Origin of the sequence: Arthrobacter sp. YAF34 (assembly GCF_052113245.1) — a bacterium.
In the GTDB taxonomy this organism is placed as follows: domain Bacteria; phylum Actinomycetota; class Actinomycetes; order Actinomycetales; family Micrococcaceae; genus Arthrobacter.
In genome coordinates this window covers 59,063-78,251 of the sequence record NZ_JBFRCV010000005.1, presented here as the reverse complement: position 1 = coordinate 78,251, position 19,189 = coordinate 59,063, and the positions used below count along the sequence as shown (strand labels likewise).

Below are 19,189 nucleotides of genomic sequence, written 5' to 3'. Positions count from 1 at the left end.
TCTTCAGCTCCTGGACCGGCCGCTCCACTTCGCGGCCGGACGGACCGGGCGTCGTGTTAGCAGTCAGTGCGCTGGAGTGCTAACTCAATAATTAGCACTCCCCCGGGGAGAGTGCAAGCAGTGCCCGGCCCGAACCGCCCGCTCCGGGCGGCCAATACGCTAGGAGCGATCAGCCGCCGCTGCTGCTGGCGACTTCCGTGCCGGTCATCGTGGACTGGTTGTCCCCGCCATAGGTGTAGACCACATAGTTCGCCTGCGTGATGTCGCCGCGGGAATCGAAGTTGATCCGGCCGGACTTACCGTCATAGTCCGGCCGCTTGCCCGCCCGCAGGACGTCGACGCAGGCCTTGTACGTCGTGCAGGCCTGGCTGGGGCCCTGGCTGGCGGGCTGGCCGCCTGGCTTACCGCCCCCGGCTGTGGTTCCGCCCGAGACGCCGACGAGGGACGCCGCGATGGAGGTTCCGGCGTCGTCCTCTGCCGCTGCGGCGGCGAGGGCGGCCAGGATGACGGCGTCGTACGTCTCGGCGGCGAAGGTCATGTCCTTCAGACCGGGATCGACGGCGACGAGGCCCGCCTGAAAGTCGGTGGAGGGGAAGACGCCGGGCAGGATTCCGCGTGCGCCGTCCAGGGCGCGTGCGCCCAGTCCGGAGCCGTACTGGTTGACTGCTCCGTCGCTGAGGACGAGTTTCTTGCCGGCAAGGCCGACGTTGTTCAGCTCCGCGACGGCGCCCTGGGCGCCTTCGCGCGCGACCAGGACCACGGCGTCCGGGTTCGCCGCTTTCAGGGCGGCGGCAGCCTGGTCCGCGTGGCCCGGTTTGAACTCGGCGTCCGCGACGGCGTCCATGCCGGACTGTTTGGCCGCGCTAGCGACGGCGTCGGCAACGTCCTTGCCGTAGTCGCCTTCCTCGTGCAGGACCGCCAGGGTCTTGGCGCCGCCGTCTTTGGCCAGCTTGGCGAGGACTGACGCCTGGGCGGTGTCGGCCGCCGAGGTGCGGAAATAGTAGCCGCCGTTCTTGTAGTTACTCAGTGCGCCGGCCGAGTTGGCTGGCGAGATGACCGCGACTTTGGCGTTCGCGAGCACGTCGATGGCGGCGGGGGCGCGGCTGGAATCGGTCGGGCCGATCACGACGTCGGCCTTGGCGGCCACGAGCGCTTTGGCCTGGGCGGCGGTGTCCGTGCTGATGGTTTCCGGCAGCAGCTCCACGGGCTTGCCCTTGTGGCCGCCGGCGGCGTTGATGTCCTTGATGGCAAGCTTTGCCGCCGCGAGCTGGGGGGCGTTGAGGAAGTTCTGCTGCCCCGTGTTGTCCAGGAGCAGGCCGATGCGCAGGGTGCCGTCACCGCTGGCGTCAGCGCTGGCTACGCGGGCGCTGCCGGACGGACCCAGGCAGCCTGTCAGCGCCAGGGCGGAAACCGTTCCCGCGGCAAGGGCGCGGCCCAACGAGAAACGTCCGGTACGGCGCCGGGCCGGGTCCCGCGGGCTCTTCGTGACGGCAGAAAGTGCCACTAGGCGGGCCGAACGCTATCAGCCTGCGGGCCCTTTTCGCCCTCGCCGATTTCCAGCTCCACCCGCTGGCCCTCATCCAGGGCGCGGTAGCCTTCCCCGACGATCGCGGACCAATGCACGAAGACGTCGTCTTCGGAACCATCCACGGTGATAAAGCCGTAGCCCTTTTCGGCGTTGAACCATTTGACGGTTCCCAGTGCCATGGCGTCCACACTTTCAGCTAGCTTGCGTGCGGCCCACCTCGATGTGTGCCGCGGAATGCGAAGAGAAATCCGCAGATACTGTACTCACAGCGTCCCCCAGGAACGCCGCCGGCGGGCAGGGCCGCCGGCTAATAGTTATTGAGGCGTAACCGGATTGGCCTACTGGAAGCCGGGTCCGATCACCACGACGAGCGGCGTGTTGAACTCGGCGGACTCCTCGAGGGTGTCGATGCCGAGGAGCGTTCCCAGGGCCTTCGCGTTGCCCTTCTGATCGGCGCTGCTGTAGAAAATCACTGACGTTTGTTGCGGGACGCCGCTCCAGTTTCCCTTCTCGGCCACGACCCAACCGGCGGAGCTGACAGTACCGCCGACGCGGTTGGCGAGGCCGGCGGTGGTGGTCCCGTTGTAGACCGTCACCGGCTGCGTCTTGTCCACACCGGCAGCTGTGGCAGTGGCGCTGGCGCTGGGCGTCGCTGAGGGCGACGCCGCCGGGGCGGTGCCTGCGGCCTCGGGACGCGTCTGCGCGGGGCTGGGGGTGGCGGAGCCGGGGCTCGCCGTGCTCGTGGCAGACGCACTGGCGCCGGCCGTCACGTTCGCGGCCTGTCCCGCGGAAAAGCCGAGCTTCGGCAGGATCAGGAAGGCCACCAGTCCGATGGCCAGGGCCACGCAGCCCGCCGCCAGGATGGGCGCGAGGCTCCGGCGACGCGATGCGGCAGCTGCCCGGTGGACACCCTGCCGGGTGGAGGTCTCCGGGACCCGATCAAATTCATCCCGAGCGTATTTGGTCATGGTAAAACGACGTCCTTGCTGATTTCATACGGGTGCCCGAAGCCGGAAGCGGACACAAGAGGACCTGCGCAACCGGCCGCGCGTGACGCGACTTTACGAATCTGTTCCCAGACGGCGGGCAGTTCGGGCACGTTGGCGTGATGTACGTAGTCTACGCAATCTCTTGACCAGCATGGGATCGTGGGCCAGAGCATCCTCGGTATCGATGAGGGCGTTGAGGATCTGGTAGTAGTGCGTAGCGGAAAGATCGAACAGCTCCCGGATGGCCTGTTCCTTGGCCCCCGCATACTTCCACCACTGCCGCTCGAGGGCCAGCATCTGCTGGTCACGGGGACTAAGAGGCGACTCCTCGGCCACCCCTCCTGGACTCGCGACGGCGTCGGAAACATCGTCAGAATCCCCCGCGAGCACGTGCTCTTGCGCTGTTTCGGCCACGACACACTCCCTGGCTGGATCCGGTAAAAAGTCAGTCCCATGCTACGGCCGAAACGACAAGGTTGTCATTTGACTCGCGGTGCCGGCGGAGGCGGCCGGGACGGACCTGCGGAAGAATGGGACCTGTGTTTGATTCCGATGCCTTGTTCGAGCTGGAACCCGCAGCCGCCGACGACCTCAGTTTCGCGGACCTGGCGCGGCGGCCGCTCCATGAGCTGGTCGCCCCGGACTGGGCGGAGGCGCTGGCCCCGGTGGAGCCGCAGCTGCGGGAAGTCCTGGCCTTCCTGGCCGGCGAGGCGGCCGCGGGGCACGAGGTGCTGCCATCGCCGTCGAACGTCCTGCGCGCTTTCCGGCAGCCGCTGGCCGGCGTCCGGGTCCTGATCGTGGGCCAGGACCCCTATCCGACACCGGGGCACGCCGTGGGGCTGTCCTTCGCCGTGGATGGCGCCACCCGGCCGATCCCCCGCAGCCTCGCGAACATGTACAAGGAACTTCAGGCCGATCTCGGCTTCCCGCCGCGCGTCCATGGGGACCTCGGCCACTGGGCGGACCAGGGCGTGCTGCTGCTCAACAGGGTTCTCAGTGTCCGGGCTGGCGCGGCGGGGTCGCACCGGAACAAAGGCTGGGAGGCCGTCACGACGGCCGCCATCCGGGCAGTCGCGAACCGTGCATCCGCGGACGGTGCGGGCCCGGCTCCCCTCGTGGGGATCCTGTGGGGCAAGGACGCCGAGTCCGCGCGGCCCCTGCTCGGCTCTGCCGCCGTGCTCGCCAGCGCACACCCCAGCCCGCTCTCGGCCTCGCGCGGCTTCTTCGGGTCCCGGCCGTTCAGCCGCACCAACGACCTGCTGCAGGAGCAGGGCGACGGAACGGTGGATTGGGAACTGCCCCCGCTGCCGTAACAGGCCTCCCGGCCACGGTTGCCGGACGGGTTCTTGGTTAGGCTTAGCAGCATGACCTCCGCCCCCGCCGCCACCACCGCCAACCGGAACTCCCGCCCCCAGACGGACCTGACGGTCCTGCGCCGGGAAGAGCTCTCCCCGCACATGGTGCGGATCATCGCCGGCGGCCCCGGTTTCGCCGGATACGTCAACAACGACTATGTGGACCGGTACGTCAAGATCGTATTTCCGCAGCCCGGGATCGACTACCCGGACCCTCTGGACCTGTGGGCGATCCGGGAATCGATGCCGCGCAGCCAGTGGCCGTTCACCAGGACCTACACGGTCCGCTGGGTGGACACGGCGGCCCAGGAACTCGCCATCGACTTCGTCGTCCACGGCGATGAAGGCCTGGCCGGCCCGTGGGCGGCAGCGGCCAAGCCCGGCGACCGTCTGACGTTCACGGGCCCGGGTGGCGGCTACAACCCGGACCCGGCGGCCGACTGGTATCTGTTTGCCGGTGATGAATCGGCGCTGCCGGCCATCGGCGCCGCCATTGAGTCGCTGCCGCAAGATGCGCGCGGCCTCGCCATTCTCGAGGTGGACAGCGACGCCGACATCCAGGGGCTCGCGGCGCCTGCCGGCGTCGAACTGCACTGGCTGCTGCGCGGCGGCCGCCCCGCCGGTGAGAGCGAACTGTTGGTAGCGGCAGTCCGCGACGCCGAGTGGCCCGAGGGCCGGGTGCAGGTGTTTGCCCACGGCGAGCGGGGCTCCATGAAGGGCCTCCGGGAGGTCTTCTACGTGCAGCGCGGGCTGGAGCGGACCCAGGTGTCCCTCTCGGGCTACTGGGCCCAGGGCCGGGTGGAGGACGACTTCCAGGCCGAGAAGAAGCTGCCGATAGGCAAGATCTAACGGCACAAGGTCCAAAGGCGCCGCTGGCCGGACGGCCTAGCGGCGGCGGGCCCGGCGCCGTTCGTTGCTGGCCAGGCTCCGCGTCAGGGGCCGGGCCAGGGTGTCGCCGAGCACGATGCCGGCCGCGACGCCGAGCACGATGGCCCCGGCGTTGAGCATGCCGCCGGCACCCATGAGAATCTTCGATTCCTCGATGGTCAGTACATACATGGACCGGAATATAGTGAGGCCGGGGAGCAGGATCAACGCCGCCGGGACAGCGACGACCAGCTGGGGAGCACCCATGCGGAGCGCCACTACCCGGGCCAGCAGGCCGATCACGACGGCGGCGAGGGCCGGCGCGAACCGGGACCCGATGCCCAGGGCATCACCCCCGATCAGAACCAGATAGCCCACTACACCGACGGCCGCCGTCGGAAGCAGCAGCCTCAGGCTGGTCTGTTCGGTGATGCCGATCATCAGCACCGCAATGGCGATCAGGATGACGATCACCCACAAGGCATACTTGGGCGGGAATGTTTTGGTGACGTCGATCGGCGCCATGCCGGCCATGTTTCCCACGACGAAGCCGACGGCTATGCCGGCGACCAGTGCCCCGAAGGTCAGCATGGTGGACAGGAACCGGCCGGCCGCCGTGACGGGGAAGCCGTTGATCGCATCCTGCACGGAGGATACGAGCCGTCCGGTCGGCAGGAGCAGCAGGATCCCGCCGACCACCACGATCTCGGGGGCAATCTGCACTCCCAGCGGGCTGCCGAAACGCCACAGCAGGAGGGCGATGATGGTCACCAGGAACGAACACGCGGCCGTGATGAAGAAGTCCGGGGTACGCCAGCGGCCCAGCTGGCGGGCCAGCAGGCTGACAAGCAGGTTGGACACGAACGCGACCATCGAGGCGCCCAGTCCGCCGCCCAGGACACCCACGAAAACGGCGGAGAACACGCCAAAGGCCACGGTGACCATCCACCGCGGGAACGGCTTGGCGCTGCGGGTGATGTCCTCGAGCCGGCGCACCGCTTCCTCGCGGCCGACCCCGCCGGCCACGATGTCCGTGACCAGCTGGTGGACCTGCGAGAGTCCGGCGTAGTTGTTGGTCCAGGACCGCACGACGCGCAGCAGGGAGATGGGCGTCTGGTCCTTTGGGGCATAGTTGATGGCCACCGACTGGTTGGTGATGTCCACCTCGATGTGCTTCAGCCCCAGCGCGGCGGTGATGGCGATGATACTGGTTTCGACTTCGAGGGCGCCGGCGCCGTACCGGAACATGGATTCCGCCAGTTTCAAGGCGAAGTCGATGGTCTTGCGGGCTGAGGCGTCCACCCCGCCGACCTGGATCATCGGGTTGGCGTAGGGGCTGCCGGCGAGCCGGTCCACGATGCTCAGCGGTGCCGTTGGCGGGTTTTCCCCCTGCACCAGCCGCCGCAGCATGCGCTTGGCCGCGGCGTTTTGGCGCACCTGCATGGCCGACATCGGTTCGGTCCGGGGCAGTCCGTCCGTGGGCGGCCTGCGGCGGCCGTCGGGTTGTGTATTCATTCCGGCCTCCTCACTGTCCTTGCCGCTCGTTTAGTAAAACTGCTGGCCCGTGCGTCGGGTGTAAAGCTGGCGCGCCACGCGCTCCCCAGCCGTCATCCAGGCCTTGTACTTCAGCGGGCTGAGGACCTGGTCATAGCAGCCAACGAAGTCGGTCACGGTCTTGCTGAAGCTGGTCTTGAACAAGCCCAGCCCGTGGAAGGGGTTCGAGGTGTCCTTGAGCTTGTCGCTCGGCGGGGTCCCGCAGAAGTCGTATTCGGTGCAGCCGAGGTCCTTGACTTGGTTGATCGCAGTCCACTGCACAAGGTGCGAGTCACCGTACTGGCTGCGCTTCTGCAGTGAGCCCCCGTCCTTGTACGTTCCCTTGCGGCCGTAGTTGATCACGAACGCGCCGACCGAGGGTACGCCGTTTTCGTACACGAAGAGGAGCCTGCCCTGGTCCCGCTTCAGGAAGTTGGTCCAGAACTGGCGGTAGTACTCATACTCGCGGACGCGGACCTGGGATTTGGCCTCCACGGTGGTGGTCATCAGGGAGTACATGGCCCGGAAGTTCTCTTCCGTGGGCTCGACGTTGCGGACCTCGACGCCCTCGCGGATGGCGCGGCGCACGGCGTTGCGGCCGCGGGAGTGGAGGTTGCGCAGCAGCTGGTTTTCCTCCGGCGCAATGTCGAGAAGCGCCGTGGAGTCGTTGGGCTGCAGGTTGTGGGTTTTGACCAGTCCCGCCGCCTCGAGGACCCGGGTGGCGTCGTCGGAGAGGATGATATCCGGCTCGATCTTGATCGCGAAGACGCCCAGCTTGGCCCGTTTCACGAAGTCCGCGTTGGCGGCGGTGATCCCGGGAATGTCCTCGACGGACGCTACGTCGGGGCCTTTGATCAGGTACCAGAGCTTGCCGAGCAGCGGAAAGGACTTCTCCAAGACCAGGTTGTAGCTGGTGTAGTCGGCGGTCTCGTAGACGAGGTGCAGGGGCTTCCAGCCAAAGTGCTGCTTGACCTCGGCGAACGCTTCCGATTGCAAGAGATTGCCGCCATTGGGGTTCGCCGTGACGTGGGCATCCCAGTTGGCTATCTCTTCGGCAGAGGCAAAGCGGGCAGTGAATTCACGCAAGGGTGCGGCATCCAATCATTGCGGTACGAGCTTCGGCGGTATGCGGACATGCAGCCCCAAGTCTATCGGTCCGGACCCTGCCGCCTGTCCGGCCAAGGCGGTTACGCTGGTCTCATGCACGCGCAGCAGCAACCGCTGGAGGGCCCTCCCGGGCAGGCCGGCGGCCGGTCGCGACGCGCCGGCAGCGGCTCACAGGTGATCGCACTGATTTTGTTCCTCGGCGCGTCGGCGCTCGTTGCGGCGCTCGGCGGCCTGGCCACCGCCAACCACGTCAACGGCTGGTACGCCACGGCGGACAAGGCCCCGTGGTCCCCGCCCAACTGGGTGTTCGGCCCAGTGTGGACCGTCCTGTACACCGCCATGGCAGTCGCGGCATGGCTGGTCTGGCGCAGCCATGCCGAAGGGCCCCGGACACCGAACAAGCGGACGGCCCTCACCGCCTACGGCGTCCAGCTGGGGCTGAACCTGCTGTGGACCCCGGTCTTCTTTGCCCTGTACCCGGCGCTGGGGACGCCTGCGCTGTGGATTGCGTTCGTGATCATCGTGGCGCTGGCCGTCGCCGTGGCGGTGACCGTGGTGCTCTTCGGGCCCATCAGCCGGACGGCGGGGCTGCTGATGCTGCCCTACCTGTCCTGGATCGTGTTCGCGGCCTCGCTGAATCTGTGGGCCGCGCTGCACAACTGACGGCTGCACAACTGACGGCTGCACAACTGACGGCTGCACAACTGACGGCTGCACAGCCAGCGGCTACCGGCGGCGGCAGCCCGTCAGCACTCCACCACGTTCACGGCGAGGCCGCCCATCGCGGTTTCCTTGTACTTGGAGCTCATGTCCTTGCCGGTCTCGCGCATGGTCACAATCACCTCGTCCAGGGAGACCCGGTGGGTGCCGTCGCCCCACAGGGCCATCTTGGCGGCGTTGATGGCCTTCGCCGCGGCGATCGCGTTGCGTTCAATGCACGGGACCTGGACGAGCCCGCCGATAGGATCACAAGTCAGGCCCAGATTGTGTTCCATCGCGATTTCCGCGGCGTTCTCCACCTGCTGGGGCGTGCCGCCCATGACCTCGGCCAGGCCGGCGGCGGCCATCGACGACGCCGAGCCCACCTCGCCCTGGCAGCCGACTTCGGCGCCGGAAATCGATGCCTGCTCCTTGTACAGCACCCCGATGGCAGCCGCGGTCAGCAGGAACTTAACGATGGTATCGTCGCGGTCCTGCTGGGTTGCCTTGTCCATCCCGGGGGCGAAGTGCAGCGCATAGTAGAGCACGGCGGGGATGATGCCCGCGGCACCGTTCGTGGGGGCGGTGACCACGCGGCCGCCGGAGGCGTTTTCCTCGTTCACGGCCAGGGCGATGAGGTTGACCCATTCCTGCCAGTACTTCGGATCCCGGTCCTTGTCTTCCTTCATCAGGCGTTCGTGCCAGTCGGGCGCGCGGCGCCGCACCTTGAGCCCGCCGGGCAGCAGCCCAACGCGTTTGAGGCTGACCTCGACGCAGCCCTCCATCACCGAATAGATGTGCAGAAGGCCCTCCCGGATCTCCTCTTCGGTGCGGGAGGCGCGTTCGTTGACGAACATAATGTCGCCGATCGAGAGGCCCTTGGACTGGCAGCGGCCCAGCAGTTCCGCGGCAGTGCGGAAGGGCAGGGGAAGTTCCTTCTTCGACTCGGCGAGTTCCTTCAGGGCCGCGTCTTCCTCGCCTTCGCGGACAATGAAGCCGCCGCCGACCGAGAAGAACGTCGCCTTGTGCAGGACTTCGCCGTCGGCGTCGGAGACCGTGAAGGTCATCCCGTTGGTGTGCCGGGGCAGGATGGTCAGCGGCCGCAGGATCATGTCCTTCACACCGTAGGGCAGGGGAACACCGTTCCCATCACCGGCCCCGGCCAGCTGCAGGGTGCCGGTCTCGGCGATCGCGGCGAGCCGGACCTCCACTTCCTCGGGGAGGATCAGCTCGGGGTGGAAGCCCTCGAGCCCGAGCAGGATGGCGGTCATGGTGCCGTGGCCGTGGCCCGTGGCGGCGAGGGATCCGTAGAGGTCAACCCGCAGCGAGGCCACCTTCTCCAGGTCCCCGGAAGCCTTGAGTTCTTCGGCGAAGACGGCGGCGGCCCGCATGGGGCCCACGGTGTGCGAGCTGGATGGCCCAATTCCGATGGAAAAAAGGTCAAAGACTCCAACAGCCATTGTCGGTTCCTAACTAGGTCTTGCTGTGGCCCGGCAGAGGGTCTTGCCGGTAGGAGGTGCGGCCGCCGGTCGGCGGCAGTCCTGCCTGATGCACGACGCCGGGCGGCGGCTTCTGGCCGCAACCCGCCCGGCGTCGTGTCTTCTTTCAGTGATACGTCGCTTAGGCGAGGTTATCAACCGAGGGGTAAAGCGGGTGGGCAGCGGCGAGGGCCTCCACCCGTGAGCGCAGACCGGACAGGTCCGCATCGGCGTCGGCGATCAGGGCCTCGGCGATGATGTCCGCAACCTCGGCGAAGGCCGCTTCGCCGAAACCGCGGGTGGCCAGGGCAGGGGTGCCGATCCGCAGCCCCGAGGTGACCATCGGCGGGCGCGGATCGAACGGGACGGCGTTGCGGTTGACGGTGATGTCGATCGCCGCGAGGCGGTCCTCGGCTTCCTGACCGTTGAGCACGCAGTTGCGCAGGTCCACGAGGACCAGGTGCACATCGGTGCCCCCGGAGATCACGTTGATCCCCTGGGCGGTGACGTCCGGCTGGACCAGGCGCTCGGCGAGGATCCTCGCGCCGGCCAGCACACGCTCCTGGCGCTCCTTGAACTCCGGGGACGCGGCGATCTTGAAGGCCACGGCTTTGCCGGCGATGACGTGCTCCAGCGGGCCGCCCTGCTGTCCGGGGAACACGGCCGAGTTGATCTTCTTGGCGATGTCGGCGTCGTTGGAGAGGATGATGCCGCCGCGCGGACCGGCGAGGGTCTTGTGCGTGGTGGAGGTGGTGACGTGGGCGTGCGGCACCGGCGACGGGTGCAGACCCGCGGCCACGAGCCCGGCAAAGTGGGCCATGTCCACCATGAGGTAGGCGCCCACCGAGTCCGCGATCCGGCGGAACTCGGCGAAGTCCAGCTGCCGGGCGTACGCGGACCAGCCGGCAACGATCAGCTGCGGCTTGTGCTCCTGGGCCAGGCGTTCGACCTCGGCCATGTCGATCCGGTGGTCCTCTTCACGGACCTGGTAGGGGATGACGTTGTAGAGCCGGCCGGAGAAGTTGATCTTCATGCCGTGCGTCAGGTGCCCGCCGTGGGCCAGGTTCAGGCCCATGATGGTGTCGCCCGGACGGATCAGGGCGTGCATGACGGAGGCGTTGGCCTGCGCCCCGGAGTGCGGCTGGACGTTGGCGTACTCGGCGCCGAACAGGGCCTTGACCCGGTCGATGGCGAGCTGTTCGATCACGTCAACGTGCTCGCAGCCGCCGTAGTAGCGCTTGCCCGGGTAGCCCTCGGCGTACTTGTTGGTCAGCACGGAGCCCTGCGCCTGCATGACGGCCTTGGCGGTGTGGTTCTCCGAGGCGATCATTTCCAGGCCGTCGCGCTGGCGGGTGAGCTCAGCGTCGATCCTCGCGGCGATCTCCGGGTCCAGGGCGGACAGTTCGGCGTCCAGGCTCGGGGAAACGACCTGCTCAAACACGGCGGTGTTGGTGCCTGCGGCTGCCGCGCTCACAGCTCGCCGCCGTTCTTGGACGCGTAGTCCTGGGCGGACAGCAGCGGGCCGTCGGACTCCGCGGCGACCTTGAAGAGCCAGCCGGCACCGTACGGGTCGCTGTTGATCAGTGCGGGGTCGTCAACGACGGCGGGGTTGATTTCGGTGACCTCGCCCGTCACGGGGGCGTACAGGTCCGAGACGGACTTGGTCGACTCGACCTCGCCGCAGGTCTCCCCCGCGGTCACCGCGGAGCCGACCTCGGGCAGGTCCACGTAGACGATGTCGCCGAGGGCGTCCGTGGCGACGGCGGAGATGCCGATGGACACAACGTTCCCGGCCTCGCGTGCAACCCACTCGTGCTCGTCGGAGTACTGCAGTTCAGGGGCAACTTTTGCCATGTGTTTTTCCTAAGTCTTGGAGTGGTCGTTGGTGCTAAATCAATTGTGGCTGGGTTGGGCGGCGGGATAAGCGGGGTTGGTATCGGTACATACCCAGCACCTGTGGCGTTCGAAGGCGCCCCCAATGACGCCTGGAACGGGAGGTGAGTTGAAACCGAGGTGAGCTGCAGGGCCCCTTCGGGCCCGACATCCGGCAGCATGCTCCCCGCCGTCCCCCTAACCTCGCAAGCTCGGCCAGGGAACCCGGACGGCGTGGGCCCCTTCGGGAGCGTCACGTCCGCCCAGCGGGCGTCTTCGCGACCGAGCATGCAGAGGATGTCGGACCCGACGGGCTCACGCAACCACAGTCACGCAGCCCCCGGGACCGCTTCGGCTACTTTTGGCGCTTGTAGAACGGCAGTGCGACCACTTCGAAGGGCTCGGACTTGCCGCGCAGGTCGATGTCCAGGGCCGTGCCGGGCTCAGTGAATTCGACGTCGACGTAGGCCATCGCCACCGGGTAGCCCAGGGTGGGTGAGGGCTGCCCGGAGGTGACTTCGCCGACCACGTTGCCGTCCTTGAGGACCGGGTAGTGGCCGCGGCCGGCCCTGCGGCCCAAGCCCTTGAGCCCGACGAGCTTGCGGCCCGTGGTAGATCCGGCGCCGGCTTCCTTCTTGGCGGCCAGTGCGGCCTTGCCGATGAAGTCGCCTTCCTTGGAGAGGGCTACGACGGGACCCAGTCCGGCGGCGAAGGGGTCGCCTTCGAGGGAAAGCTCATTGCCGTAGAGCGGCATGCCGGCTTCGAGCCGGAGCGAATCGCGGGACGCCAGGCCGGCCGGCGTCAGCTCGCCGTCGTCGGCAATAGCGACGAGGGCCTGCCACAGCGCGGCGGCGTCCTCGTTGGCCACGAAGATCTCGAAGCCGTCTTCACCGGTGTAGCCGGTGCGGGCCAGCAGGAGGTCCTGGCTGGTGCCGCCCACGAGGAAGGGGACGTCCACCGCGGCGTAGTACTTCAGGCCGGTGACGAGCTCATGCTGCGCGGCCGGAACCAGGCGCAGCAGGATTTCCTCCGCTTTGGGGCCCTGCACGGCGATCAGCGAGGTTTCGGCCGAGGCGTCCTGGACGGTGACGTCGAATCCGCCTTCCTTTCCGGCAGCGGCGCGCTCGGCCAGGGCTGCGGCCACGACCTTGGCGTTTCCGGCGTTGGGGACCACGAGGAACTTCTCTTCGCCGCGGCGGTAGGTGATGAGGTCGTCGATGATGCCGCCGTCCTCGTTGCAGATCAGCGAGTACTTCGCTTTGCCAATCGCCATCGCGGAGATCTTGCCGACCAGGGCGTAGTCCAGGAAGGCGGCGGCGTCCGGGCCGGTGACCCAGACTTCGCCCATGTGGGAGAGGTCGAACAGGCCCGCGGACTTGCGGACGGCGTGGTGCTCGGCGAGTTCGGAGCTGTACTTCAGCGGCATCTGCCAGCCACCGAAGTCAGTGAAGGAAGCGCCGAGTTTCTTGTGCTCTTCATACAGGGCCGTGTAGTTCTCAGTCATCGTTGGCTGTCCTTATTTGGCGGAGTCGGAGGTGGCGGAGTCGTCAGCGTGATCCTCGAAGGCTTCGAGGGGAGGGCACGAGCAGATCAGGTTGCGGTCCCCCGCGGCGCCGTCGATCCGGCCGACCGGCGGGAAGTACTTGTCCTGCCTGAGCGTGTGGACCGGGAAGACGGCCTGCTCGCGCGGGTATTCGCGGGCCCAGTCGGTGCTGATCACGGCGGCGGCGGTGTGCGGGGCGTTGCGCAGCGGGCTGTGCTCCACGGTGAAGTCGCCGTGGGCCACCTGGTCGATTTCGGCGCGGATGGAGATCATGGCCGTGATGAATCGGTCAATCTCGCCCAGGTCCTCGGATTCGGTGGGCTCCACCATCAGGGTGCCTGCCACCGGGAACGCGAGCGTCGGGGCGTGGAAGCCATAGTCGATCAGGCGCTTGGCCACGTCCTCGGCGGTCACGCCGGTCTTGGCCGTGAGCTCGCGCAGGTCCAGGATGCACTCGTGCGCCACCAGGCCGCCTTCGCCGGTGTAGAGGACCGGGAACGAATCGTTCAGGCGGGCCGCGATGTAGTTCGCCGCGAGCAGGGCCGACTTGGTGGCCTCGGTGAGGCCCCGGCCGCCCATGAGCTTCACGTAGGCCCAAGAGATCGGCAGGACGCCGGCCGAGCCATAGCGGGAAGCGGAGATCGGGGTGCCGTCGGCGCCGTTGGCCGGGTCAGCCGCGTTGCCTGGCATGAACGGTGCCAGGTGGGCCTTGGCAGCGACCGGGCCGACGCCGGGTCCGCCGCCGCCGTGCGGGATGCAGAAGGTCTTGTGCAGGTTCAGGTGCGAGACGTCGCCGCCGAACATGCCGGGCTGGGCCAGCCCGACGAGGGCGTTGAGGTTGGCGCCGTCGATGTAGACCTGGCCGCCGGCGGCGTGGATCGCGTCGCAGACCTCGCGCACATCGGCGTCGTACACCCCGTGGGTGGACGGGTAGGTGATCATGATGCAGGACAGGGCGTCCTGGTTGGCCTCGATTTTGGCGGTGAGGTCCGCATGGTCGATCGTGCCGTCCGACGCGGTGGCCACCACGACCACCTTCATGCCGGCGAGCACGGCCGAGGCCGCGTTCGTGCCGTGCGCGGAGGCCGGGATGAGGCAGACGTTGCGCTGGGCATCCCCGCGGGAGAGGTGGTAGCCGCGGATCGCCAGCAGGCCCGCGAGCTCGCCCTGGGATCCGGCGTTGGGCTGGATGGAGACCTGGTCGTAGCCGGTGATCTCGGTCAGCTGGGCTTCGAGGTCCTCGATCAGTTCGCGCCAGCCGGCGGTCTGGGATTCCGGGGCGAAGGGGTGGATGGAGGCGAACTCCGGCCAGGAGATGGCTTCCATCTCGGCCGTGGCGTTCAGCTTCATGGTGCACGAACCCAGCGGGATCATGGTGCGGTCCAGGGCGAGGTCGCGGTCCGAGAGGCGGCGGATGTAGCGCAGCAGCTGCGTTTCCGAGCGGTGCGTGTTGAACACCGGGTGCTGCAGGTAGTCGGAGGTGCGCTCGAGGGCGGGGTCCAGGCCGAACCCTTCATCCGTGTCCGTCACGGACGCGCCGAACGCGGCGATGACGTCGGCGACGATATGCACAGTCGTGGCCTCATCGGCGGAGATGCCAACGGTGTCGGCGTCGATGGCGCGCAGGTTGACGCCCTTGGCGTCGGCTGCCGCGATGATCTCTGCTGCCCGGCCCGGCACGGAAACGGTGATGGTGTCGAAGAAGGAGGTGTGAAGCACGTCCAGGCCGGCGGCCTTCAGCGAGGCCGCGATGGTCTTGGCGTGGACGTGGACCGACTGGGCGATTGCCTTCAGCCCGTCCGGGCCGTGGTAGACGGCGTAGAAGGACGCCACGATGGCCAGCAGGGCCTGGGCGGTGCAGATGTTGGACGTGGCCTTCTCGCGGCGGATGTGCTGCTCGCGGGTCTGCAGGGCCAGGCGGTAGGCGGGTACGCCGGCGTTGTCCTTGGAAACGCCCACGAGGCGGCCGGGCATGGAGCGCTCAAGGCCCTTCTGAACGGCCATGTAGGCGGCGTGCGGGCCGCCGAAGAACAGCGGGACGCCGAAGCGCTGGGCGGAACCGACGGCGATGTCCGCGCCCTGTTCACCCGGGGACGTGATGAGGGTCAGGGAGAGGAGGTCTGCGGCGACGGTCACGAGGGCACCGCGTTCCTTGGCCTCGGCGATCACGGCGGTGTGGTCGAACACCCGGCCGGAGACACCCGGCTGCTGCAGCACGACGCCGTTGATGACGCCGTCGGGCAGGCCCTTGGAGAGGTCGGCGACCTCGACCTCGAAACCGAGGGCTTCGGCGCGGCCCTTGACGATCGCGATGGTCTGCGGGAGGCAGTCGGCGTCGAGGACGGTCTTGCCGTCGTGCGCCGTCTTGTTCTTGTTCGCGCGGCGCATCATCAGCACGGCCTCGGCCACGGCGGTGGCTTCATCCAGCAGGGAGGCGTTGGCGATCGGCAGGCCGACGAGGTCCTGGACCATGGTCTGGAAGTTCAGCAACGCCTCGAGCCGGCCCTGGGAGATTTCCGGCTGGTAGGGCGTGTACGCGGTGTACCAGGCCGGGGCTTCGAGGATGTTGCGGCGGATCACCGGCGGGGTGAGGGTGTCGTAGTAGCCCTGCCCGATCATCTGCACGGCCGTCTTGTTCTTCGCCGCCAGCTTGCGCAGTTCCGCGAGGACTTCGACTTCGCTGAGGGCTGCGGCGAGCGCGAGGTCCGCGTCCTGCCGGATGTCCTTCGGAACGGCGGTATCCACGAGGGCGTCGACGGTGTCGTAGCCGACAGCCTTCAGCATGGCGTCGACGTCGGCCTGGCGGCGCGCGCCAATGTGCCGGTCAACGAAGGACGTGGAGGCTGGGGTAACAGTCACAAGGAACTCCATAACTCAGGCGGCGCAGGGTACGCCACAGTGATTTGGGTTCCTCCCCGCTCTGTATTGGACCTGAGAGTTTCCGCGCAGCCTGCGATTCAGGGCTCCGCTTGCACCGTCGGTGAGCACGGCATGTCCGGGACACGCCTGCTACTTTCCAGAGTTGCCTTGCCGCGGCGGTACATGGGCCTGAGAGATTCCTGGGGAGGATTTGCTCCTACGGCGCCTGCTTGTACCTACTTGCAGGACTCTCCCGCCGCAGATCAAAGGCGTATTCAGTTGGCTTTTCGATTGGGTTTCAATCGGGGGTGACTACAGTCACAGGTCTCATTCTCCTACGCCGGACGCGCGTCCGCAAACTCCCTCCCGGCCGCGGACCCAGGTTACGCGGCGGCAGGCAAGTCCCGCTCAGCGGCGCAGCTTCTCGACGGCGGCCAGGAGGCTCTCGACGTCGGCCTCGATTTCGGCAGGCGGCCCGGCGGGGCCGCGGCCCAGCATGGCGTTGAAGTAGAGCCCGTCCCCCATGTAGAGGACCGCCTTCGCCATGGCGGGCCCGACGTCGGCCGCCAGCAGTTCCAGCCAGCTAGCCTGCCCGGCGGCGAAGCGGCGCTGGGTTTCCTGGTGCGCCACCTCCGCGAGCCGGGTGGCCGCCACGAACACCCGGTCCATGGGCGTGTCCGCCCACACCGAGGACTTGATGAAGTAGGCCGCCGCGCCTTCCGGCGCCGCCGCCATGGCCGCAACATCCGCCGCCAAGTGCCGGTCCAGCCGTTCGAGCAGGACTCCGATCATCGCCTCTTTGGTCGGGAAGTGGTAGAGCAGCCCGCCCTTGGACACACCGGCCCGGCGCGCCACGGCGTCCAGCGTCGCGGCGCGTTCACCCACCTCGATGAGCAGCGATTCAAAGGCATCGAGGACGGCCTCGCGGGCCACGGGTTTCCTGGGCATGCCTCCCATCATGCCTGCCCGGTCCCGCATTTCTTAACTGTACCGTCCAGACGGTATAGTTAACGCCCATGAGCACCCCCTCGATCACCGCAGCCACCAGCACCCCGGCGGCCCCCCGGCCCCAGGCACCCTGGCGTGACTGGGTGGCGTTGGCCCTGCTGATGTTCCCGGTCTTGCTTGTGGCTGTGGATAACACCGCCCTGACCTTCGCCCTGCCGTCCATCGCCCGCAGCCTGTCCGCCTCCGGCGTGCAACTGCTCTGGATCATCGACGCCTACCCTCTGGTCCTGGCCGGACTGCTGGTTGCGATGGGCAGCCTGGGCGACAGGATCGGCCGCCGCAGGCTGCTCTTCGTCGGCAGCGCAGGTTTTGCCGCTGTCTCGGCCGTGACGGCGTTCGCCCCGAGCGCCGAATGGCTGATCGCGGGCCGCGCCGTGCTGGGCCTGTTCGGCGCCATGCTCATGCCGTCCACGCTCTCCCTGATCCGCAACATCTTCCCGCAGCCGAACCGGCGCCGGCTCGCGGTGGCGATCTGGGCCGCGGGCTTCTCCGGCGGCGCGGCCCTGGGCCCGATTGCCGGCGGCTGGCTCGTGGAACACTTCTGGTGGGGCGCCGTCCTGCTGGTCGCAGTGCCGATCATCCTGCCCCTGCTTCTGCTCGGGCCGGCGCTGATCCCCGAATCCCGCGACCCGAAGCCGGGGCGCGTCGATGTGCCCAGCATCGTCCTGTCCCTGCTGGTCATGGTCCCCGTTGTGTACGGGATCAAGGCCCTCGCCACGCACGGGCCGGCCCCGGCGGCCTTCGCGAGCATCGGCGTCGGGCTGTTCATGGGCTATGTGTTCATCCGGCGCCAGCGTGCGCTGGCGGTAGGCCAGAAAAAAGGCCAGAACACGTGCCCCAGGACAGGCCACAGCACGGCGCCCATGCTCGACGTCAGCCTCTTCGGCAACCGGATTTTCAGCACGGCCATCATTGCCAACGTCCTGGCGCTGTTCTCCTACAACGGTTTCATTCTGTTCCTGGCCCAGCACCTGCAGCTACTCGAAGGCCAGTCCCCTTCTGCCGCCGGCGTCGCCATGGTCCCGGCCCTCATCGCCACGGTCGTCGCGGGCATGCTGGTGGTCCCGCTCGTGCGCAAGGTCCGGCCCGGCTTCGTCGTGGCCGGCGGCCTGCTGCTGAGTGCGGCCGGCTATTTCATCGTCGCATTCGGCGACCACAGCCATGGGCCCTCGCTGCTCCTCGCCGCCCTCCTGGTTCTCTGCCTGGGCGTGGGCGCCGCCGAGACAATCTCCAATGACCTGATCCTGGGTGCCGCCCCGGCGGACAAGGCGGGCGCCGCCGCAGCTATTTCCGAGACGGGCTACGAGGTGGGGTCCCTGCTGGGCACGGCGATCCTCGGGTCCATCCTGACGGCCTCCTACCAGGGAAACCTCCGGCTCCCCGACGGCGTGTCCGGGCTCGCCCCGGCCACGGCCACCAGCCAGGCCCACGAAACGCTCGCCGGCGCTGTGGAGCTCGCCCGGACGCTCCCCGCTCCCCTTGCGGAGGCAGTGACGGCGGCCGCGCGGACCGCCTTCGACTCGGGCGTCCACGTCACGGCGACAATCGCCCTGGTCTTGATGTCCGGCGCCTGCGTCCTCGCGGCGGTTGTGCTCAGGAAAGTGCCGAAGGCCAGATAGCGCTCGCCCGGCGTCGACTTACTTCTGCAGCGCATCAAGGGACGCCGGGCGGGGGGCTTGAACGCGGCTTAAACACGAGCGTCCGGCGCCGGGAGACCCCGGCGCCGGACCCTTCGGCTGAACAGCCCGCCCGGAGCTACTTGCTGTCCGGCGTGGTCACGCTGGCGTTGGCCCGCATGGTCTCGGCATTGACCATCCAGGCGTACTGCTCAAACTTGGCGATGAACGCATGCAACAGATCGGCAGTGGTGGGGTCTTCCTCGTCCACTTCGTCATGGACCTTCCGCATCGTGCCGACGGCCGCTTCGAGGGCCGCGACTATCCGCTCGATGGCGTCCTTGGTGTTGATCAGGCCTGCGGGAAACTCGGCAAGTGCGGTCGACTTGGACACGGTTGAGCTCCGGCCGTCCGGCAGGGCATGCAGTGCCCGCATGCGTTCGGCGAGGTCGTCCGCGAATGCCCGGGCGGCGTCGATGATCTCGTCCAGCTGGAGGTGAAGGTCCCGGAAGTTGGTGCCGACGATGTTCCAGTGCGCCTGCTTGCCCTGGACGTGGAGCTCGATCAGGTCCACTAGGACTGCCTGCAGGTTGGCCGTCAGGGTGGGTGTTGCTTTCATGCGTCCTCCTGGGTAGAACCGGTACCGTGCGGGCCTCGCGCGCCATTTCCTGGCGCACCGGCCGATGCTACCGACGCTACCGCAGGGCCGTGACGGACCGCGACGGTTCGGGGAGG

Annotated in this window: 17 protein-coding genes and 2 riboswitches; of the genes, 4 read left to right on the top strand and 13 right to left on the bottom strand. The window is 67.9% G+C overall.

Annotated elements, in window-relative coordinates; genetic code table 11:
* Positions 1-169: 169 nt before the first annotated feature.
* The 4 genes from AB4Y72_RS07825 to AB4Y72_RS07810 all read right to left on the bottom strand — a co-directional run bounded on the left by AB4Y72_RS07825 (position 170) and on the right by AB4Y72_RS07810 (position 2,931).
* Positions 170-1,504: an ABC transporter substrate-binding protein gene (locus tag AB4Y72_RS07825; protein ID WP_441425593.1), complete on the bottom strand. Its 1,335-nt coding sequence runs from the start codon at positions 1,502-1,504 to the stop codon at positions 170-172.
* The gene (locus tag AB4Y72_RS07820; RefSeq protein ID WP_441425592.1) at positions 1,504-1,707 is read right to left on the bottom strand and encodes a cold-shock protein; all 204 of its coding nucleotides are present in this window, start codon (positions 1,705-1,707) and stop codon (positions 1,504-1,506) included. The genes AB4Y72_RS07825 and AB4Y72_RS07820 overlap by 1 nt, the downstream gene beginning before the upstream one ends.
* A 159-nt stretch (positions 1,708-1,866) precedes the next feature.
* Positions 1,867-2,496 (bottom strand): LytR C-terminal domain-containing protein, encoded by a 630-nt coding sequence (locus AB4Y72_RS07815; protein ID WP_441425591.1) that lies wholly within the window; start codon positions 2,494-2,496, stop codon positions 1,867-1,869.
* A gap of 93 nt (positions 2,497-2,589) precedes the next feature.
* On the bottom strand, positions 2,590-2,931 hold the full coding sequence (locus AB4Y72_RS07810; RefSeq protein WP_441425590.1) for a DUF3263 domain-containing protein: 342 nt from the start codon (positions 2,929-2,931) through the stop codon (positions 2,590-2,592).
* 116 nt (positions 2,932-3,047) lie between these two features.
* Between AB4Y72_RS07810 and AB4Y72_RS07805 the strand changes: the two genes are divergently transcribed.
* Together AB4Y72_RS07805 and AB4Y72_RS07800 are read left to right on the top strand one after the other, a co-directional pair.
* Positions 3,048-3,830 carry a uracil-DNA glycosylase gene (locus AB4Y72_RS07805; protein WP_441425589.1) on the top strand — a complete coding sequence of 261 codons (783 nt, stop codon included), beginning with the start codon at positions 3,048-3,050 and terminating at the stop codon, positions 3,828-3,830.
* A gap of 51 nt (positions 3,831-3,881) precedes the next feature.
* Positions 3,882-4,721, top strand: coding sequence for a siderophore-interacting protein (locus AB4Y72_RS07800; protein ID WP_441425588.1), 840 nt, complete (start codon positions 3,882-3,884; stop codon positions 4,719-4,721).
* A 36-nt stretch (positions 4,722-4,757) separates the two neighbouring features.
* On the opposite strand, the gene AB4Y72_RS07795 is transcribed toward AB4Y72_RS07800, so the two are convergent.
* Together AB4Y72_RS07795 and AB4Y72_RS07790 are read right to left on the bottom strand one after the other, a co-directional pair.
* Positions 4,758-6,254 (bottom strand): threonine/serine ThrE exporter family protein, encoded by a 1,497-nt coding sequence (locus AB4Y72_RS07795; protein WP_441425587.1) that lies wholly within the window; start codon positions 6,252-6,254, stop codon positions 4,758-4,760.
* A gap of 30 nt (positions 6,255-6,284) precedes the next feature.
* A complete protein-coding gene (locus AB4Y72_RS07790; RefSeq protein ID WP_441425586.1) occupies positions 6,285-7,358 on the bottom strand; it encodes a lipid II:glycine glycyltransferase FemX in 1,074 nt (357 codons plus the stop codon).
* 114 nt (positions 7,359-7,472) lie between these two features.
* On the opposite strand from AB4Y72_RS07790, the gene AB4Y72_RS07785 reads away from it, so the two are divergent.
* Complete coding sequence (locus AB4Y72_RS07785; RefSeq protein WP_441425585.1) at positions 7,473-8,042, top strand: TspO/MBR family protein; 570 nt, start codon at positions 7,473-7,475, stop codon at positions 8,040-8,042.
* 83 nt (positions 8,043-8,125) lie between these two features.
* On the opposite strand, the gene AB4Y72_RS07780 is transcribed toward AB4Y72_RS07785, so the two are convergent.
* The 6 genes from AB4Y72_RS07780 to AB4Y72_RS07755 form a co-directional block, all read right to left on the bottom strand.
* Positions 8,126-9,538 (bottom strand): L-serine ammonia-lyase, encoded by a 1,413-nt coding sequence (locus AB4Y72_RS07780; protein WP_441425584.1) that lies wholly within the window; start codon positions 9,536-9,538, stop codon positions 8,126-8,128.
* A 160-nt stretch (positions 9,539-9,698) separates the two neighbouring features.
* Positions 9,699-11,030 (bottom strand): serine hydroxymethyltransferase, encoded by a 1,332-nt coding sequence (gene glyA, locus AB4Y72_RS07775; protein WP_441425583.1) that lies wholly within the window; start codon positions 11,028-11,030, stop codon positions 9,699-9,701.
* Positions 11,027-11,410, bottom strand: coding sequence for a glycine cleavage system protein GcvH (gene gcvH / locus AB4Y72_RS07770; RefSeq protein ID WP_441425582.1), 384 nt, complete (start codon positions 11,408-11,410; stop codon positions 11,027-11,029). The genes glyA and gcvH overlap by 4 nt, the downstream gene beginning before the upstream one ends.
* Before the next feature lie 373 nt (positions 11,411-11,783).
* Positions 11,784-12,932, bottom strand: a complete 1,149-nt coding sequence (gene gcvT / locus AB4Y72_RS07765) for a glycine cleavage system aminomethyltransferase GcvT (protein ID WP_441425581.1) — start codon at positions 12,930-12,932, stop codon at positions 11,784-11,786.
* 12 nt (positions 12,933-12,944) lie between these two features.
* Positions 12,945-15,842, bottom strand: a complete 2,898-nt coding sequence (gene gcvP, locus AB4Y72_RS07760; RefSeq protein WP_441425580.1) for an aminomethyl-transferring glycine dehydrogenase — start codon at positions 15,840-15,842, stop codon at positions 12,945-12,947.
* 39 nt (positions 15,843-15,881) lie between these two features.
* A riboswitch (glycine riboswitch) is annotated at positions 15,882-15,996 on the bottom strand.
* A 1-nt stretch (position 15,997) separates the two neighbouring features.
* A riboswitch (glycine riboswitch) is annotated at positions 15,998-16,096 on the bottom strand.
* A gap of 142 nt (positions 16,097-16,238) precedes the next feature.
* On the bottom strand, positions 16,239-16,778 hold the full coding sequence (locus tag AB4Y72_RS07755) for a TetR/AcrR family transcriptional regulator (protein ID WP_441425579.1): 540 nt from the start codon (positions 16,776-16,778) through the stop codon (positions 16,239-16,241).
* Positions 16,779-16,846: 68 nt separating this feature from the next.
* Between AB4Y72_RS07755 and AB4Y72_RS07750 the strand changes: the two genes are divergently transcribed.
* The gene (locus tag AB4Y72_RS07750; protein WP_441425578.1) at positions 16,847-18,457 is read left to right on the top strand and encodes an MFS transporter; all 1,611 of its coding nucleotides are present in this window, start codon (positions 16,847-16,849) and stop codon (positions 18,455-18,457) included.
* A 136-nt stretch (positions 18,458-18,593) separates the two neighbouring features.
* Here AB4Y72_RS07750 and AB4Y72_RS07745 read toward each other — a convergent pair whose 3' ends face one another.
* Complete coding sequence (locus AB4Y72_RS07745) at positions 18,594-19,073, bottom strand: Dps family protein (RefSeq protein WP_441425577.1); 480 nt, start codon at positions 19,071-19,073, stop codon at positions 18,594-18,596.
* Positions 19,074-19,189: the final 116 nt, after the last annotated feature.

Coding starts and splice junctions, on each gene's coding strand:
- AB4Y72_RS07820 (WP_441425592.1), bottom strand. CDS start 1,707: ATGGCACTGGGAACCGTCAAATGGTTCAACGCCGAAAAGGGCTACGGC.
- AB4Y72_RS07815 (WP_441425591.1), bottom strand. CDS start 2,496: ATGACCAAATACGCTCGGGATGAATTTGATCGGGTCCCGGAGACCTCC.
- AB4Y72_RS07805 (WP_441425589.1), top strand. CDS start 3,048: ATGGGACCTGTGTTTGATTCCGATGCCTTGTTCGAGCTGGAACCCGCA.
- AB4Y72_RS07800 (WP_441425588.1), top strand. CDS start 3,882: ATGACCTCCGCCCCCGCCGCCACCACCGCCAACCGGAACTCCCGCCCC.
- AB4Y72_RS07795 (WP_441425587.1), bottom strand. CDS start 6,254: ATGAATACACAACCCGACGGCCGCCGCAGGCCGCCCACGGACGGACTG.
- AB4Y72_RS07785 (WP_441425585.1), top strand. CDS start 7,473: ATGCACGCGCAGCAGCAACCGCTGGAGGGCCCTCCCGGGCAGGCCGGC.
- AB4Y72_RS07780 (WP_441425584.1), bottom strand. CDS start 9,538: ATGGCTGTTGGAGTCTTTGACCTTTTTTCCATCGGAATTGGGCCATCC.
- gcvH (WP_441425582.1), bottom strand. CDS start 11,410: ATGGCAAAAGTTGCCCCTGAACTGCAGTACTCCGACGAGCACGAGTGG.
- gcvT (WP_441425581.1), bottom strand. CDS start 12,932: ATGACTGAGAACTACACGGCCCTGTATGAAGAGCACAAGAAACTCGGC.
- gcvP (WP_441425580.1), bottom strand. CDS start 15,842: ATGGAGTTCCTTGTGACTGTTACCCCAGCCTCCACGTCCTTCGTTGAC.
- AB4Y72_RS07755 (WP_441425579.1), bottom strand. CDS start 16,778: ATGCCCAGGAAACCCGTGGCCCGCGAGGCCGTCCTCGATGCCTTTGAA.
- AB4Y72_RS07750 (WP_441425578.1), top strand. CDS start 16,847: ATGAGCACCCCCTCGATCACCGCAGCCACCAGCACCCCGGCGGCCCCC.
- AB4Y72_RS07745 (WP_441425577.1), bottom strand. CDS start 19,073: ATGAAAGCAACACCCACCCTGACGGCCAACCTGCAGGCAGTCCTAGTG.